Origin of the sequence: Microbacterium sp. Leaf159 (genome assembly GCF_001423615.1) — a bacterium.
GTDB lineage: Bacteria > Actinomycetota > Actinomycetes > Actinomycetales > Microbacteriaceae > Microbacterium.
In genome coordinates this window covers 757,059-771,038 of sequence record NZ_LMOU01000001.1, presented here as the reverse complement: position 1 = coordinate 771,038, position 13,980 = coordinate 757,059, and the positions used below count along the sequence as shown (strand labels likewise).

Genomic DNA, 13,980 nt, shown 5'->3' with positions numbered 1-13,980 from the left:
TCAGGCGAGTGTGGCCTCGAGTGTGATCTCGATGCCGGCGAGAGCCTGGGACACGGGGCAGCCGACCTTGGCCTCGGCCGCGATCGTCTGGAACGCCTCGGGAGTGAGTCCCGGAACGACCGCGTTGACGTTGAGGTGGCTTCCGGTGATTCCGACACCGGGCTTGAAGGTGACCGAAGCGCTGGTGTTGACGCGCTCCGGCGGGGTGCCGTTCTCTGAGAGGGCGTGCGAGAGGGCCATGCTGAAGCATGAGGCGTGAGCCGCGGCGATCAGCTCCTCCGGGGTGGTGGTGTCGCTGCCCTCGCTGCGGGCCTTCCAGTTGATCGGGAAGGTGCCGAGCTTCGACGAGGAGAACGCGACGGTGCCCGAGCCTTCCGCGAGGGATCCGGTCCAGGTGGTGGTGGCTTCGCTGGTGACGGGCATGATTCCTCCGGTTCTCGCGTCGCGGGATGTGCGCTCGCGTGTGGGGCCAGCCTATCGATCGGGTACGTCGGGCGGAACCGCGCTCAGGCCGCGGAGGGCGTGCGGCCGAGGATGCCGACACGCTGCAGAAGCAGGTAGATCTGGCAGCCGAGGCAGAACGAGAATGCGGCGTTGAGGAAGGCGGCGATGAACGCCGCGGCCGTCGCGATCGGCAGCGCCCACGGCACACCGACCAGGTGCAGGACGAGTCCGATCGTGACGACGAAGAGGCCCACACCCTGCGCGAAGCGCGGAGGACGAGGATCCTCCAGCTCGGCGGGCGGTGCGAGTCGTGGCCGCACGAACCGGCGGAACACGACACCCCAGGGTGCCGTTGCGGGGGAGAGCACGCTCCAGAGGAAGAGCAGGGCGATCATGACCGTGAGGAGGAAGCCGGGATCGAGTGCGCGCTGGGCGGGGGATGCTGCGACGATCGCCCACGTGTCCGAGGCGAAGTCCGCCGCCGCGAGCGGCTGGTACGCGAACCAGCCGAAGGACCGCGCCGTCGAGATGCCGACGAGCCCGAGGAACGTCGCGGCGAGAAGCAGCACGGTCGTGATCGTCGCGGCGAAGCGAGGGCCGCGGGGGTCGATGCCTGCGGGAGTGGTCATCTCTGCTCCAGTCCTTCTCGCCTCAGACGGCGGAGAGTGCTTCGGTGAGTGCGTGGCGGTGCGGTACACCGTGGAATCGCGCGCGGACGGCACCGGAGCCGTCGACGACGAACGTCGTCGGGGTCTGCAGGACCTTGTATCGCGCCGAGAGATCGGGTCGATGCGTGAGGTCGACCTCGAGGTGATGCAGGCCGTCGGCATCTGCGACGTAGCTCGACAGCATCCTGCGCACTTGAGGGCAGCGCGCGCACATCTCGGTGCTGAACTGCACGAGCGTGGCGTGCGAGCCGAGCCGATCGGCATCCGCATCGGCGGGATCGAACAGGAGATGGCCACCACCTCGCCGTCGTCCGTCGAGGATCCGCAGCACGATCCCGACGACGGCGGCGATCACGAGGAGCGCACCGATCACGGCGAGGGCGATTCCGGGCGACATGGATTGAGAATAGGGGCCGTTCGGACACGCCGGGGCCGATGTGTCGCATCGTGACGAACGGACTCTCGGCGCTTGTGGGCGGGTAGTCTGGCAGACATGAGCGCAGCCGTCCCGACGCCGTATGAAGACCTGCTCCGCGACGTGCTGGAGTCCGGCACGCACAAGTCGGATCGCACCGGCACGGGGACCACCAGCGTCTTCGGCAGGCAGATCCGCTTCGACCTCTCGCAGGGCTTTCCGCTGATCACGACGAAGCGCGTGCATTTCAAGTCGATCGCCTACGAGCTCCTCTGGTTCCTCAGAGGCGACTCCAACGTCAAGTGGCTCCAGGACAACGGTGTCACGATCTGGGACGAGTGGGCCGACGCCTCGGGTGATCTCGGACCCGTCTACGGCGTGCAGTGGCGGTCCTGGCCGACGCCTGACGGCGAGAGCATCGACCAGCTGAGCGACGTGATCGATCAGATCCGCAAGGCTCCCGATTCCCGACGCCTGATCGTCTCGGCGTGGAACCCCGCGGACATCCCCGACATGGCACTCGCCCCGTGCCACGCGCTCTTCCAGTTCTACGTCGCAGACGGCAAGCTCTCGTGCCAGCTCTACCAGCGCAGCGCCGATCTGTTCCTCGGCGTCCCGTTCAACATCGCGTCCTACGCCCTGCTGACGCTGATGGTGGCTCAGCAGGTCGGGCTCGAGCCGGGAGACTTCGTCTGGACCGGTGGCGACTGCCACATCTACGACAATCACCTCGATCAGGTGCGCGAGCAGCTCACCCGCGACGCGTATCCCTACCCGTCGCTGCGCTTCGCACGCAAGCCGGAATCGATCTTCGACTACGCCTACGACGACTTCATCGTCGAGGACTATCAGCACCATGCCCCGATCCGGGCGGCGGTGGCGGTGTGACGTGGGTCGGCCTGATCTGGGCCGAAGCCCAGGGCGGCGTCATCGGAGCCGAAGGCGGAATGCCGTGGAACGTCCCCGAAGATCTCGCCCACTTCAAGGAGAAGACCCTCGGAGCGCCCGTGATCATGGGGCGCAAGACGTGGGACTCGCTGCCTGAACGATTCCGCCCGCTCCCCGGGCGCGAGAACATCGTTATCACGCGCCAGCAGGACTGGACCGAAGAGGGCGTCAGGCGAGCAGCGACCGTCACCGATGCGGTGCGCGGACACGAGAGGGTCTGGATCATCGGAGGAGCCGAGATCTTCCGGCTCGTGATCGCAGATGCCGACCGTCTCGAGGTCACCGAGCTCGACCTCGACGTCGCGGGCGATGCCTACGCCCCGTCGAAGACCGGGTGGCGGCTGGTCGACGAGGGGGAGTGGCAGACCTCCCGGTCGGGAGTCCGCTTCCGCTTCCTGGGATACGAGCGCTGATGCCCACCGCACTGATCACCGGCGCGAGCGCAGGGCTCGGTGTCGAGTTCGCCCGCCAGCTCGCCCGTCGCCGCGCCGACCTCGTGCTCGTCGCCCGGTCGACGGATGCTCTCGAGAGCGTCGCGGCGGAGCTGCGCAGCGAATACGGCATCGCAGTCGAGATCCTCGTCGCGGATCTCTCCGAGGCCGCCGATGTGGACCGCGTCGCCGACCGTCTGGGCGATGCCTCCGACCCGGTGGATCTGCTGATCAACAACGCCGGCTTCGGCCTGCCGCTGCAGTTCGCCGACAACGACATCGACGACGAGGTGCGGCACCTCCGCGTCCACGTCGAGGCGTCGATGCGCCTCATGCATGCGGCGCTCGGGTCGATGCGAGGCCGCGGTGGCCGCATCATCAACGTCGCGTCCGTCGCCGGGTTCATCTCCCGCTCGACGTATTCGGCCTGCAAGAGCTGGCTCATCGGCTTCAGCCGCTGGGCGAACGCCGAGTACGCCTCCGACAGGGTGAGTGTGACCGCGGTCTGCCCCGGTTTCACGCACACGACCTTCCACGAGCGGATGGGGCTCGCGCCGGGGCACGAGGGCGTTCCGGCGTTCATGTGGCTCGACGCACGTGACGTCGTGCGCGAAGGGCTCCACGATGCGGCGCGAGGCAGGGCCGTCTCGATCCCGTCACTGCGCTACAAGGCGATCGTCGCGATCGCGCGCCTGCTGCCGAGCTCGGTGACGTCGGGCGTCGCTCGCCGGGGTCGCGTCTGAGCTGAACGCCGATCTCGTCCTGCAGCGGGCGCGTGGCGTGCGAAGCAGGGCGCTACGAGATCAGCGGAATCTGCCCAGACGGATGCCGGCGTAGGCAATGGCAGCCACGGTCTCTCCATCGGTGATCCGGCCGTCGGAGATCATGCCGAGCACGTCGGAGAACGGCAGCCAGGTGACGGCGTCGATGCCCTCCTCCGCCTGGGTGTGCGTGGAGTCATCGGACGGAGTCAGGCTCCGAGCGAGGAACACGTGCTCGGGCGCGTGGGCGATCCCGTTGAGGGCGTTCATCGTTCCGAGTGCCGTCCAGTCCTCGGCGACGAAGCCCGTCTCCTCGAGCAGCTCGCGCTGCGCGGCTGCGAGCGGATCCTCGCCGTCGCTACCTCCGGCAGGCACCTCGATCGAGACGCCGGTCGTGTAGCGCTCGAGCGTGACGAGGCAGACGCGGTCTTCATCATCGAGAGCGACGACGAAGACCGCCGGATGCCGCATGGTCACCACGCCGTAGATCCCATCGCCCCCGGGTCCCGTGACCTGGTCCTCCCGCACCTCGATCCACCGGTTCTCATACACCGTCGACGACTCGTGTGTGACCCATGCCATGGAGTCGAGCCTATGCGGATCCCTAGGATCGACGAGTTCGCCGTCGGCGAGCTGGCCTGTCCGGTGCTCGACGAGAAGATCGCGATCGCCCGCGGAGATGTCATCCGCCGTCCCTCGTCTGGGTGAGCGGCACGCTAACCGATACGCTGGGGGCATGACGCACTCGGGCAACCCATTCGGACAGGTTCTCGTCGCGCTCGTCACTCCGATGACGGCCGACGGTGAAGTCGATTGGCCCGCCGTCGAGAAGCACATCGATGACGTCATCACCGCCGGTGCTGACGGAATCGTCGTGACGGGAACGACCGGCGAGACCTCGACCCTGACGGACCCCGAGAAGCTCAAGCTCGTCGAGATCGGCAAGTCGGTCTCGGCCGGCCGCGCCAAGATCATCACGGGTGGCGGGTCCAACGAGACCGCGCATGCGATCGAGCTGTACAAGGCCAGCGAGAAGGCCGGCGCCGACGGCATCATGATCGTCACGCCTTACTACAACAAGCCCACGCAGGCCGGCATCCTGACCCACTTCCGTCTGGTGGCCGACGCCACCGACCTCCCGGTGATCCTCTACGACATCCCGGGGCGCACGGGCGTGCCCATCAAGTACGAGACGATCCTGCGACTCGCCAAGCACCCGAACATCCTCGCCGTGAAGGACGCCAAGGGCGACTTCTCCGAGGTGAGCCGCGTGCTCAACCAGACCGACCTGATGTACTTCTCGGGCGATGACGCGAACGTCCTTCCGCACCTCGCGATCGGCGCGACCGGGCTGATCGGTGTGACCGCGAACATCGCGGCGACTCCGTACCGCACGATCATCGACGCCGTGAACCGCGGCGACCTCACGACCGCGACCGCGGAGCACAAGCGGCTGGAGCCGCTCGTGCGCGCCGTCATGACGCACGTGCCGGGCACCGTCGCGGCCAAGTACATCCTGCACGGACTCGGACGTATCTCGAGCCCGCGCGTCCGTCTGCCGCTGGTGGGTCCCGAAGAGTGGGAGGCCGCCCTCATCGAGGACGAGCTCGATCTCGTGAAGGACGTTCCCGGCGCCGACTTCTCCAACTTCCGCCCCGACCGCAACGCGGCCGCGGGCGGTGCCCTGCCCAAGGTGCACGGCACGACTCGCTGACACCCGGCGCGGTGAGCCGCGTCACCATGAACGAACGGACGCGTCGAGTGTCCGACTGAGGAGACACCATGTCCATCCCGCTCGCAGAACCCGCAGCACTCGACGAGGGGACGCTGCGGGTCACTCCGCTCGGCGGCCTCGGCGAGATCGGCCGCAACATGACGATCTTCGAGTTCGACGGCAAGATCCTGATCGTCGACTGCGGTGTGCTGTTCCCCGAGGAGCACCAGCCGGGTGTCGACCTGATCCTTCCCGACTTCGAGCCGATCAAGGGGCGTCTCGACGACATCGTCGGCGTCGTGCTCACGCACGGTCATGAGGATCACATCGGCGCGGTTCCCTACTTGCTGCGTCTGAAGAGCGACATTCCTGTGATCGGATCGGGTCTCACGCTCGCGCTGGTCGAGGCGAAGCTCAAGGAGCACCGCATCAAGGCCTTCACCCTCACCGTGAAGGAAGGACAGCGCGAACAGGTCGGCCCCTTCGACCTCGAGTTCGTGGCGGTCAACCACTCGATCCCGGATGCCCTGGCCGTCGCGATCCGCACGCCCGCCGGGCTCGTTCTGGCGACCGGTGACTTCAAGATGGATCAGCTGCCGCTCGACGGTCGCATCACCGACCTCCGTGCGTTCGCGCGCCTCGGCGAGGAGGGAGTCGACCTGTTCCTCGTCGACTCCACGAACGCGGACGTGCCCGGCTTCACGCCGACCGAGCGCTCGATCGGACCGGTGCTCGACCAGGTGATCGGCAAGGCTCCGCGCCGCGTGATCGTCGCGAGCTTCTCCAGTCACGTGCACCGAGTGCAGCAGGTCCTTGACGCGGCCCACGCGCACGGACGCCGCGTCGCGCTGCTCGGGCGGAGCATGCTGCGCAACATGACGATCGCCGAGGACCTCGGCTACCTCAAGGTGCCGAGCGGCCTGCTGATCGACTACAAGAAGGCGCGGGATCTTCCCGACGACAAGATCGTCTACATGTCCACGGGCTCGCAGGGCGAGCCGATGGCAGTGCTCAGCCGCATGGCCAACCTCGATCACGCGATCGAACCCGGTCCGGGCGACACCGTCATCCTGGCATCGAGCCTGATCCCCGGAAACGAGAACGCCGTGTACCGAGTGATCGACGGCCTCACGAAGCTCGGCGCGAACGTCGTGCACAAGGCGAATGCCAAGGTCCACGTCTCGGGGCACGCCGCAGCCGGCGAGCTGATCTACTGCTACAACATCCTCAAGCCGAAGAACGTCCTCCCCGTCCACGGCGAGTACCGCCACCTGATCGCCAACGCGAAACTGGCCCAGGACACGGGGGTCGAGGCCGAGCGCACGATCATCGCATCGAACGGCACGGTGATCGACCTGAAGGACGGTGACGCCCGGGTGGTCGGCCAGCTCGACCTCGGCTTCGTCTACGTCGACGGCTCCACCGTCGGTGCCATCACAGACGCCGACCTCAAGGACCGCCGCATCCTCGCCGAAGAGGGCTTCGTCTCGGTCATCGTCGTCGTGGATGCCCAGACCGGGCGGATCATCTCGGGCCCCGAGATCCACGCACGTGGCATCGCTGAGGACGACTCGGTGTTCGACGACGTGACGCCGAAGATCATCGCGGCGCTCAAGGAGGCCTCCGGCAACGGAGTCCGCGACACCCATGCGCTGTCGCAGGTCATCCGCCGGACGATCGGACGCTGGGTCAACCAGAAGCTCCGCCGTCGTCCGATGATCGTCCCCCTCGTCATCGAGGCCTGACCACGCCGGTCGCGCGTTCACAGTCGGACGACACCCGGCTGTAACGCGCGCACCGTAGGCTCTGGGCATGTCCGACGCCTTCTCGATCAGGCCCGCCGCGCAGGCGGACGGGAGCTTCCTCGGCGACATGGTCGTGGAGGCTGCGAACTGGCGTTCAGGTGGAGCGCGGGCTCGTCACGAGATCCTCACCGCGACCGAGCATCGCCGATACGTCGCGGGGTGGATGCGCCCCGCGGATGCAGGCTTCGTCGCAGTCGACTCGGATGACAGGCCGATCGGGGCCGCCTGGTACCGGATGCTGTCGCAGGACGATCCGGGGTTCGGATTCGTCGGAACGGCAGTGCCGGAGCTCATCATCGGCGTGCAGCCCATCTGGCGCGCCCACGGTGTCGGTCGCCTGCTGCTCCGCCGTCTCGTGACGCACGCACGAGAGCAGGGGCATCCGCGCATCAGCCTGAGCGTCGAACGCGACAACTTCGCGAGGACGCTCTATCGGTCGGAGGGGTTCGTGGTCACGGACATCGGAGAAGTCCGCGACACGATGGTTCATCGGATGTCCTGAGCGCCACCCTCGGACCCGGGCGAAGACTCCGGAATGCCGCGTCATTACGGGGAATGTCGGCCTCTGGTCGTAACGTGAGAGCATGGCCAGGAGTACCACGAAGTCAGCGCGCGCGTCCGAGAGCGCCACGCCTCGCCCCAAGAGGCAGGCCGCTCCGAAGGCTCAGGCGGCGCCGAAGAAATACATCGACGAACTCGACAAGCCTCCCGTCGCCGTGCGCGCGTGGGGCGGTCTCGCCCACGGCGTCGGCGGACTCTTCCGCGCGTTCGGGCCTGAGACCCTCGAGAAGGACGATCGGCGCGACGGCTTCCCGTTCCTGCTCGTGCTGCTCGCGATCGCCGGCGCAGTCAACGAATGGTTCTTCATCGGCAACGAGGTCGCCTCGAACATCAGTGCCTACTCGGTCGGTCTGCTGGTCGGTCGGGTCGCATTCGTGATGCCCGTGCTGCTCCTGCTGCTCGCGGGGTGGCTGTTCCGGCATCCGTCGTCGGTGCACGACAACGGCCGCATCGGCATCGGGTTCGGCCTCTTCGTGCTCACGCTCGCGGGCTTCTGCCACATCGCCGCCGGCCGCGCCGATTCTGCAGGACTGCTCGTGCGCGCCCAGCCGAAGGACGGCATGCCGGCTCTGAGCGAGGCGGGCGGCCTGTTCGGGTGGATGGTCGGCGAGCCCCTCTCGTACCTCACCCCCGTGGGCGCCTACATCGTGCTCGCCCTCCTCGCGGGGCTCAGCGTGCTGATCCTCACCAAGACGCCGCCGAACCGTATCGGCCAGCGACTCGGCGACCTGTACGCGTGGATGTTCGATGCCGAGCGCACCGAGAAGCCGACGAAGGATGCCGTCGCGATCGACGAGGCAGACAAGGTCGACGATCCTGATGTCCTGCCCTGGTGGCGGCGCAACAAGACCGGCCGTGAAGAGGACCCCGACGAGGGGACTCTCGGCTCCGACGACATCACCGCTCTGCTCACGACCTCCGAGCCGACTCCGGCCTACGACCAGGCCGTCGTCGTCGAAGACCCGTACGACGCCGCGACCGAGGTGCTCTCCGACGTCCGGTCGGTGACGGAGTCGCTGGCGGGGCAGCAGACGACCGCTCTCCTCGACGACGAGTCCGACACCGGCGAGGTTCCCGAGCTGCCAGGACTCGACGGCTTCGGAACCGCCGGACCGGGGGAGCGGGGCCCTCAGGCGCCTGTGGCTCCGTACATCCTGCCGTCGCCGGGGCTTCTGGTCGAAGGACCGCCTCCGGTCGCCCGGTCCGAGGCCACGGACAAGGTGATCGAGCAGATCACGAGCGTGCTGACGCAGTTCAAGGTCGACGCGAAGGTGACCGGCTTCTCGCGGGGACCGACGGTCACGCAGTACGAGGTCGAGGTCGGACACGGCGTCAAGGTCGAGAAGATCCTTCAGCTGAGCAACAACTTCGCCTATGCGGTCGCGTCCAACGACGTGCGCATCCTCTCGCCGATCCCAGGCAAGAGCGCCATCGGCATCGAGATCCCCAACGCCGACAAAGAGATGGTCGCGCTCGGCGACGTACTGCGGTCTCCGGCTGCCCACAAGAGCACTCACCCGATGACGATCGGCGTCGGCAAGGACGTCGGCGGCAACATCGTCATCGCGAACCTCGCGAAGATGCCCCACCTGCTCGTCGCCGGTTCCACCGGCTCCGGCAAGTCGAGCTTCGTGAACTCGATGATCACGAGCCTGCTCATGCGGGCACGCCCGACGGACGTCCGGATGGTCCTCATCGACCCGAAGCGCGTCGAACTCACGAGCTATGCGGGCGTTCCGCACCTGATCACGCCCATCATCACGAACCCGAAGAAGGCGGCCGAGGCGCTGCAATGGGTCGTGAAGGAGATGGACATGCGGTACGACGACCTCGCGTCGTTCGGCTTCCGCCACATCGACGACTTCAACCGAGCAGTACGCGCCGGCGAGGTCGAGCTGCCGGTCGGGAGCGAGCGGGTGCTCAAGCCCTATCCGTACCTCCTCGTGGTCGTCGACGAGCTCGCCGACCTGATGATGGTGGCCCCGCGCGACGTCGAGGATTCGATCGTGCGCATCACGCAGCTGGCTCGTGCGTCCGGCATCCATCTGGTCCTCGCCACTCAACGACCGAGCGTCGACGTCGTCACCGGTCTCATCAAGGCCAACGTGCCGTCACGGCTCGCTTTCGCGGTGACCAGCGTCACCGACAGCCGCGTGATCCTCGACAGCCCCGGCGCCGACAAGCTGATCGGTCAGGGTGACGCCCTGTTCTCGCCGATGGGCTCATCGAAGCCGTTCCGTCTGCAGGGGGCGTGGGTCGACGAGAAGGAGATCGACGCGGTCGTCAAACATGTGACCCGTCAGGCGCGCCCCGACTACCGTGCTGACGTGCAGGAGGCGATGGAGCCGGCCAAGAAGAAGGAGGTCGACGAGGACATCGGAGACGACCTCGAGCTCCTCCTCGCTGCCGCCGAGCTGATCGTGTCGTCGCAGTTCGGGTCGACCTCGATGCTGCAGCGCAAGCTGCGCGTCGGCTTCGCGAAGGCCGGCCGACTGATGGATCTGCTGGAGTCACGCGAGATCGTCGGACCCTCGGAGGGATCGAAGGCACGCGATGTGCTGGCCACGGCCGAGCAGCTCCCGCAGGTCATGGCGAAGCTCCGAGGCGATGACGTCCCGGCGAAGCCGGCGGCGGCGGCCACTCAGTCGGCCACTGCCGCGGGAACGCCGCACGATCCGGTCGAAGCCCAGTTCCAGGGCCTGCCGGTCGTCGAGGCCGACGGAGACGGCGACGAAGACGCCTGGGGATTGACGGGGCGCGACTGATGGCGATTCCCCGGCAGCTTCCCAACGCGATCACCGTCGCGCGCATCCCGCTCGCGGTCATCTTCTTCGTCCTGCTCCTCATCGGCGGAACGTACGGTGTCGACGACCTCGTGATGCGATGGATCGCGGCGGTGCTCTTCATCGTCGCGATCTCGACCGATTGGGTCGACGGCTATCTCGCTCGCAGATATGACATCGTCAGCGACTTCGGCAAACTCTGGGATCCGATCGCCGACAAGTTGCTCACCGGTGCGGGCTTCGTCGGTCTTGCGGTGCTGGGTGAACTGAATTGGTGGCTGGTCATCGTGATCCTGATCCGTGAGGTCGGTATCACCGTCCACCGGCTCATCGTCGCGAAGGAGCATGTGGTCGCGGCGGCCTGGATGGGCAAGGTGAAGACGGCGGTGCAGGCAGTTGCGCTCTCCTGGGCACTTCTCCCGTTGCACGTGCTCATCGGATTGGGCCCCTGGATCATCGTGACGGCGTTCCTGATGATCGTCGTGCTGATCCTCACGGTGGCGAGCGGGATCGATTACATCGTCGCGCAGGTGAGAGGCTCTCGGCAGCCCTCGTGACTGCCGCATCGGAGGCTCTCGACGGCCTGGTCGCCCGCGGATGGACCCTCGGGGTGGCGGAGTCCCTGACCGGCGGCGCCGTCGCTGCCGAACTCGTCTCCGTCGCCGGGGCGTCCGCGTCGTTCGTCGGTGCGGTGGTCGCCTACGCGACACCGGTGAAGCACAGTCTGCTCGGAGTCGATGCTGACCTTCTCGCCGCGCACGGTCCCGTGCACCCCGAGGTCGCTCGGCAGATGGCCGACGGGGTTCGGCGTGCAGTGAGCGTCGAGGGTCGCCCCGCGGACGTCGGAGTCTCGACCACGGGGATCGCCGGACCGGAGTCGCCTGACGGTCAACCGGTCGGCACCGTGCACATCGCCGTCGTGACGCCGACCGCATCCGTCATCGAGCCCCATGAGTTCCCCGGTGATCGCGCAGAGATCCGCGCGCAGGCGGTCGACGCCGCGCTCGCCCTGCTCGTTCGACTCGTCCGGGAATAGGCGGGCCATGACTTCCGTTGTCATCGATGTGCTCACACCGAAAGCACAGCGTGCGAAGGTAGATTTTGTGAAGGTCGGTAGGACTAGACTGGCGATCTCCTCGAGGGAGACCTCGAGAAGACGATCTGGGAGGAGGTTCCGATGATTCTTGTACGACAGGAAATCGGCGATGTGCTGAGGGACTTCCGCCTGCAGAAGGGGCGTACGCTCCGGCAGGTCGCAAGCAAGGCCTCTGTGGCGCTCGGCTACCTCAGCGAGGTGGAGCGGGGCCAGAAAGAGGCATCGAGCGAGATCCTCGCCTCCGTGGCGGACGCGCTCGATGTTCCCATCTCGATCATCATGCGCGAGGTCGGCGATCGAATCTCCGTCCTCGAGGGCATCCAGGTGTTCCCGGACGTCGTTCCCGACGACCTCGTCGCCTCGGTCGAGCCCGAGCTCTCGCTGCGCTGAGCGTCGAGGGTTCCCGCTCTTCATGCGTCGCAGTGAGTTCCTCCGCGCCGTCGACGCGGAGTTCGGTGGCCGAGGTTCATCTCTCGTCAGCGACCTCGTCCTGACGCAGCTCTCCGGCCGCACCGCAGACGAGGCTCTGGATGCCGGAGTCCCACCGCGCGACATCTGGCTCGCGCTGTGCGCCGAGACGGACGTGCCACTCGAGCGCCGCCATGGCGCCGGGCGCCTCGAGCCCCGCAAGAAGTGACCGTCTGACGCGTTCGACGCGTTCGGTCTCCCGACACGCCGAACCGGCGTGTCATCGAAGATGTGTTCGAAAAGGGCGTAGTCTTCTGCACAAGTGGTTCAGAGATCTTGTTCTCCCTGATTCCTGGTGCTGACGACTCAATGTCCGAGGTGCCTCGTACGGTGAAGACAAGCCGAAGAGCCATACGCCTTGTCGGAGAGTTCCGCCCAGCCGGGAGGACCGCGACAGCCTACAGGCGGCACCACGCGAGCATAAGGAGCCCGTCATGCCATCACCCGCTGACCGCGAGAAGTCCCTCGAGACCGCACTCGCCCAGATCGATCGCCAGTTCGGAAAGGGTTCCGTCATGCGACTGGGCAGCGATGAACGCGCCCCTGTCGCGGTCATCCCGACCGGCTCCATCGCCCTAGACGTCGCTCTCGGCGTCGGCGGCCTCCCGCGTGGCCGCATCGTCGAGATCTACGGCCCTGAGTCCTCCGGTAAGACGACTCTCACACTGCACGCGATCGCCAATGCCCAGCGCGCCGGTGGCATCGCCGCCTTCATCGATGCCGAGCACGCGCTCGACCCCGACTACGCAGCCAAACTCGGTGTCGACATCGATGCTCTCCTCGTCTCGCAGCCCGACACGGGTGAGCAGGCCCTCGAGATCGCCGACATGCTCGTTCGCTCCGGCGCCATCGACCTGATCGTGATCGACTCCGTGGCGGCTCTCGTGCCTCGCGCAGAGATCGAGGGCGAGATGGGGGACTCGCACGTGGGTCTGCAGGCTCGACTCATGTCGCAGGCTCTGCGAAAGCTCACCGGTGGGCTCAACCAGACGAACACCACGATGATCTTCATCAACCAGCTGCGCGAGAAGATCGGTGTCTTCTTCGGATCGCCGGAGACCACCGCCGGCGGAAAGGCGCTGAAGTTCTACGCGTCGGTCCGCATGGACATCCGACGCATCGAGACGCTGAAAGACGGCACCGACGCGGTCGGAAACCGCACCAGGGTCAAGGTCGTCAAGAACAAGATGGCTCCGCCGTTCAAGCAGGCCGAGTTCGACATCCTGTACGGCGTCGGCATCTCGCGAGAGGGCAGCCTGATCGACTTCGGTGTCGAGCACGGCATCGTGAAGAAGTCCGGCTCCTGGTACACCTACGACGGCGATCAGCTCGGCCAGGGCAAGGAGAACGCACGCACGTTCCTGCTCAAGAACCCCGACGTCGCACTCGCGATCGAGACCCAGATCAAGCAGAAGCTCGGGATCGGTGGCGCCGTCGAGGCTCCCGCTGACGAGCTCGCCGAGCGTCGCCCGGCGTGATCATGACGGTTCGAGGTCGTTCCGCGATCGGAGTGGGCCATGAGTGATGACGGGGGCGGGCGGGATCAGCTCGCCCCCGTCATTCCATTGTTCGGCCGGAACGCCTCACGCGAGCGTCCGGCCGGCAGAGGCTCGGCGGACGCGACGGAGCGAACGGCGCCGGAGTCGCCGGAAGATGGTCGCTCCGAGCGGCGTGCCTCCGCGGACGCCGGGCTCACCGGCTCCGGCCGGCTCAGTGGAGATGCACCCGTCTCAGCGGATGATGCCCCGGCGTGGAACTCGACGTGGGGTGACGCCGGCCCGATGACACCCGCGACTCCGGCCGCGTCGATCGATTCCCGCGATCCGAGCGACCGACATCCGGCGCGCGGAGCGGCGGCACGATCTGCGCCACGGTTGCGGGCGCTG

Annotated in this window: 16 protein-coding genes; 12 read left to right on the top strand and 4 right to left on the bottom strand. The window is 67.0% G+C overall.

Features of this window, described 5'->3' with window-relative positions:
- The 3 genes from ASF80_RS03815 to ASF80_RS03805 all read right to left on the bottom strand — a co-directional run bounded on the left by ASF80_RS03815 (nucleotide 1) and on the right by ASF80_RS03805 (nucleotide 1,509).
- Nucleotides 1-423 (bottom strand): OsmC family peroxiredoxin, encoded by a 423-nt coding sequence (locus tag ASF80_RS03815; RefSeq protein WP_056308126.1) that lies wholly within the window; start codon nucleotides 421-423, stop codon nucleotides 1-3.
- An 83-nt stretch (nucleotides 424-506) separates the two neighbouring features.
- Nucleotides 507-1,073 (bottom strand): DUF4395 domain-containing protein, encoded by a 567-nt coding sequence (locus tag ASF80_RS03810; RefSeq protein ID WP_056308124.1) that lies wholly within the window; start codon nucleotides 1,071-1,073, stop codon nucleotides 507-509.
- Between the two features lie 22 nt (nucleotides 1,074-1,095).
- Nucleotides 1,096-1,509 carry a thioredoxin family protein gene (locus ASF80_RS03805; RefSeq protein WP_056308123.1) on the bottom strand — a complete coding sequence of 138 codons (414 nt, stop codon included), beginning with the start codon at nucleotides 1,507-1,509 and terminating at the stop codon, nucleotides 1,096-1,098.
- 96 nt (nucleotides 1,510-1,605) lie between these two features.
- Between ASF80_RS03805 and ASF80_RS03800 the strand changes: the two genes are divergently transcribed.
- Genes ASF80_RS03800 through ASF80_RS03790 form a run of 3 tightly spaced genes read left to right on the top strand, consistent with a single transcriptional unit; the run spans nucleotide 1,606 to nucleotide 3,649 of the window.
- On the top strand, nucleotides 1,606-2,415 hold the full coding sequence (locus ASF80_RS03800; protein WP_056308121.1) for a thymidylate synthase: 810 nt from the start codon (nucleotides 1,606-1,608) through the stop codon (nucleotides 2,413-2,415).
- Nucleotides 2,412-2,888, top strand: coding sequence for a dihydrofolate reductase (locus ASF80_RS03795; RefSeq protein ID WP_056308119.1), 477 nt, complete (start codon nucleotides 2,412-2,414; stop codon nucleotides 2,886-2,888). The genes ASF80_RS03800 and ASF80_RS03795 overlap by 4 nt, the downstream gene beginning before the upstream one ends.
- Nucleotides 2,888-3,649 carry an SDR family NAD(P)-dependent oxidoreductase gene (locus tag ASF80_RS03790; RefSeq protein WP_056308117.1) on the top strand — a complete coding sequence of 254 codons (762 nt, stop codon included), beginning with the start codon at nucleotides 2,888-2,890 and terminating at the stop codon, nucleotides 3,647-3,649. Before ASF80_RS03795 ends, ASF80_RS03790 begins: the two co-directional genes overlap by 1 nt.
- A 60-nt stretch (nucleotides 3,650-3,709) precedes the next feature.
- Here ASF80_RS03790 and ASF80_RS03785 read toward each other — a convergent pair whose 3' ends face one another.
- On the bottom strand, nucleotides 3,710-4,249 hold the full coding sequence (locus tag ASF80_RS03785; protein WP_056308115.1) for an NUDIX domain-containing protein: 540 nt from the start codon (nucleotides 4,247-4,249) through the stop codon (nucleotides 3,710-3,712).
- Nucleotides 4,250-4,403: 154 nt separating this feature from the next.
- Between ASF80_RS03785 and dapA the strand changes: the two genes are divergently transcribed.
- The 9 genes from dapA (at nucleotide 4,404) to recA (ending at nucleotide 13,572) form a co-directional block, all read left to right on the top strand.
- On the top strand, nucleotides 4,404-5,381 hold the full coding sequence (gene dapA, locus ASF80_RS03780; RefSeq protein WP_056308113.1) for a 4-hydroxy-tetrahydrodipicolinate synthase: 978 nt from the start codon (nucleotides 4,404-4,406) through the stop codon (nucleotides 5,379-5,381).
- Between the two features lie 68 nt (nucleotides 5,382-5,449).
- On the top strand, nucleotides 5,450-7,126 hold the full coding sequence (locus ASF80_RS03775) for a ribonuclease J (protein WP_056308111.1): 1,677 nt from the start codon (nucleotides 5,450-5,452) through the stop codon (nucleotides 7,124-7,126).
- Between the two features lie 67 nt (nucleotides 7,127-7,193).
- Nucleotides 7,194-7,688 (top strand): GNAT family N-acetyltransferase, encoded by a 495-nt coding sequence (locus ASF80_RS03770; RefSeq protein WP_056308109.1) that lies wholly within the window; start codon nucleotides 7,194-7,196, stop codon nucleotides 7,686-7,688.
- A gap of 82 nt (nucleotides 7,689-7,770) precedes the next feature.
- Nucleotides 7,771-10,512, top strand: a complete 2,742-nt coding sequence (locus ASF80_RS03765; protein ID WP_056308107.1) for an FtsK/SpoIIIE family DNA translocase — start codon at nucleotides 7,771-7,773, stop codon at nucleotides 10,510-10,512.
- A complete protein-coding gene (gene pgsA, locus ASF80_RS03760; protein WP_056308105.1) occupies nucleotides 10,512-11,087 on the top strand; it encodes a CDP-diacylglycerol--glycerol-3-phosphate 3-phosphatidyltransferase in 576 nt (191 codons plus the stop codon). Before ASF80_RS03765 ends, pgsA begins: the two co-directional genes overlap by 1 nt.
- Complete coding sequence (locus ASF80_RS03755) at nucleotides 11,084-11,566, top strand: CinA family protein (RefSeq protein ID WP_056308103.1); 483 nt, start codon at nucleotides 11,084-11,086, stop codon at nucleotides 11,564-11,566. Before pgsA ends, ASF80_RS03755 begins: the two co-directional genes overlap by 4 nt.
- Before the next feature lie 141 nt (nucleotides 11,567-11,707).
- Nucleotides 11,708-12,016 carry a helix-turn-helix domain-containing protein gene (locus ASF80_RS03750; RefSeq protein WP_056308102.1) on the top strand — a complete coding sequence of 103 codons (309 nt, stop codon included), beginning with the start codon at nucleotides 11,708-11,710 and terminating at the stop codon, nucleotides 12,014-12,016.
- A gap of 22 nt (nucleotides 12,017-12,038) precedes the next feature.
- Nucleotides 12,039-12,263, top strand: a complete 225-nt coding sequence (locus ASF80_RS03745; RefSeq protein WP_056308099.1) for a DUF3046 domain-containing protein — start codon at nucleotides 12,039-12,041, stop codon at nucleotides 12,261-12,263.
- Nucleotides 12,264-12,528: 265 nt separating this feature from the next.
- Nucleotides 12,529-13,572, top strand: coding sequence for a recombinase RecA (gene recA / locus ASF80_RS03740; protein WP_056308098.1), 1,044 nt, complete (start codon nucleotides 12,529-12,531; stop codon nucleotides 13,570-13,572).
- The last annotated feature ends 408 nt before the right edge of the window (nucleotides 13,573-13,980 follow it).

Bases quoted from the DNA above. Each gene is read 5' to 3' on its own strand.
- dapA (WP_056308113.1), top strand. From the start codon at position 4,404: ATGACGCACTCGGGCAACCCATTCGGACAGGTTCTCGTCGCGCTCGTC.
- ASF80_RS03805 (WP_056308123.1), bottom strand. From the start codon at position 1,509: ATGTCGCCCGGAATCGCCCTCGCCGTGATCGGTGCGCTCCTCGTGATC.
- ASF80_RS03745 (WP_056308099.1), top strand. From the start codon at position 12,039: ATGCGTCGCAGTGAGTTCCTCCGCGCCGTCGACGCGGAGTTCGGTGGC.
- ASF80_RS03785 (WP_056308115.1), bottom strand. From the start codon at position 4,249: ATGGCATGGGTCACACACGAGTCGTCGACGGTGTATGAGAACCGGTGG.
- ASF80_RS03810 (WP_056308124.1), bottom strand. From the start codon at position 1,073: ATGACCACTCCCGCAGGCATCGACCCCCGCGGCCCTCGCTTCGCCGCG.
- ASF80_RS03775 (WP_056308111.1), top strand. From the start codon at position 5,450: ATGTCCATCCCGCTCGCAGAACCCGCAGCACTCGACGAGGGGACGCTG.
- recA (WP_056308098.1), top strand. From the start codon at position 12,529: ATGCCATCACCCGCTGACCGCGAGAAGTCCCTCGAGACCGCACTCGCC.
- ASF80_RS03750 (WP_056308102.1), top strand. From the start codon at position 11,708: ATGATTCTTGTACGACAGGAAATCGGCGATGTGCTGAGGGACTTCCGC.
- ASF80_RS03815 (WP_056308126.1), bottom strand. From the start codon at position 423: ATGCCCGTCACCAGCGAAGCCACCACCACCTGGACCGGATCCCTCGCG.
- ASF80_RS03800 (WP_056308121.1), top strand. From the start codon at position 1,606: ATGAGCGCAGCCGTCCCGACGCCGTATGAAGACCTGCTCCGCGACGTG.
- pgsA (WP_056308105.1), top strand. From the start codon at position 10,512: ATGGCGATTCCCCGGCAGCTTCCCAACGCGATCACCGTCGCGCGCATC.
- ASF80_RS03765 (WP_056308107.1), top strand. From the start codon at position 7,771: ATGGCCAGGAGTACCACGAAGTCAGCGCGCGCGTCCGAGAGCGCCACG.
- ASF80_RS03770 (WP_056308109.1), top strand. From the start codon at position 7,194: ATGTCCGACGCCTTCTCGATCAGGCCCGCCGCGCAGGCGGACGGGAGC.
- ASF80_RS03790 (WP_056308117.1), top strand. From the start codon at position 2,888: ATGCCCACCGCACTGATCACCGGCGCGAGCGCAGGGCTCGGTGTCGAG.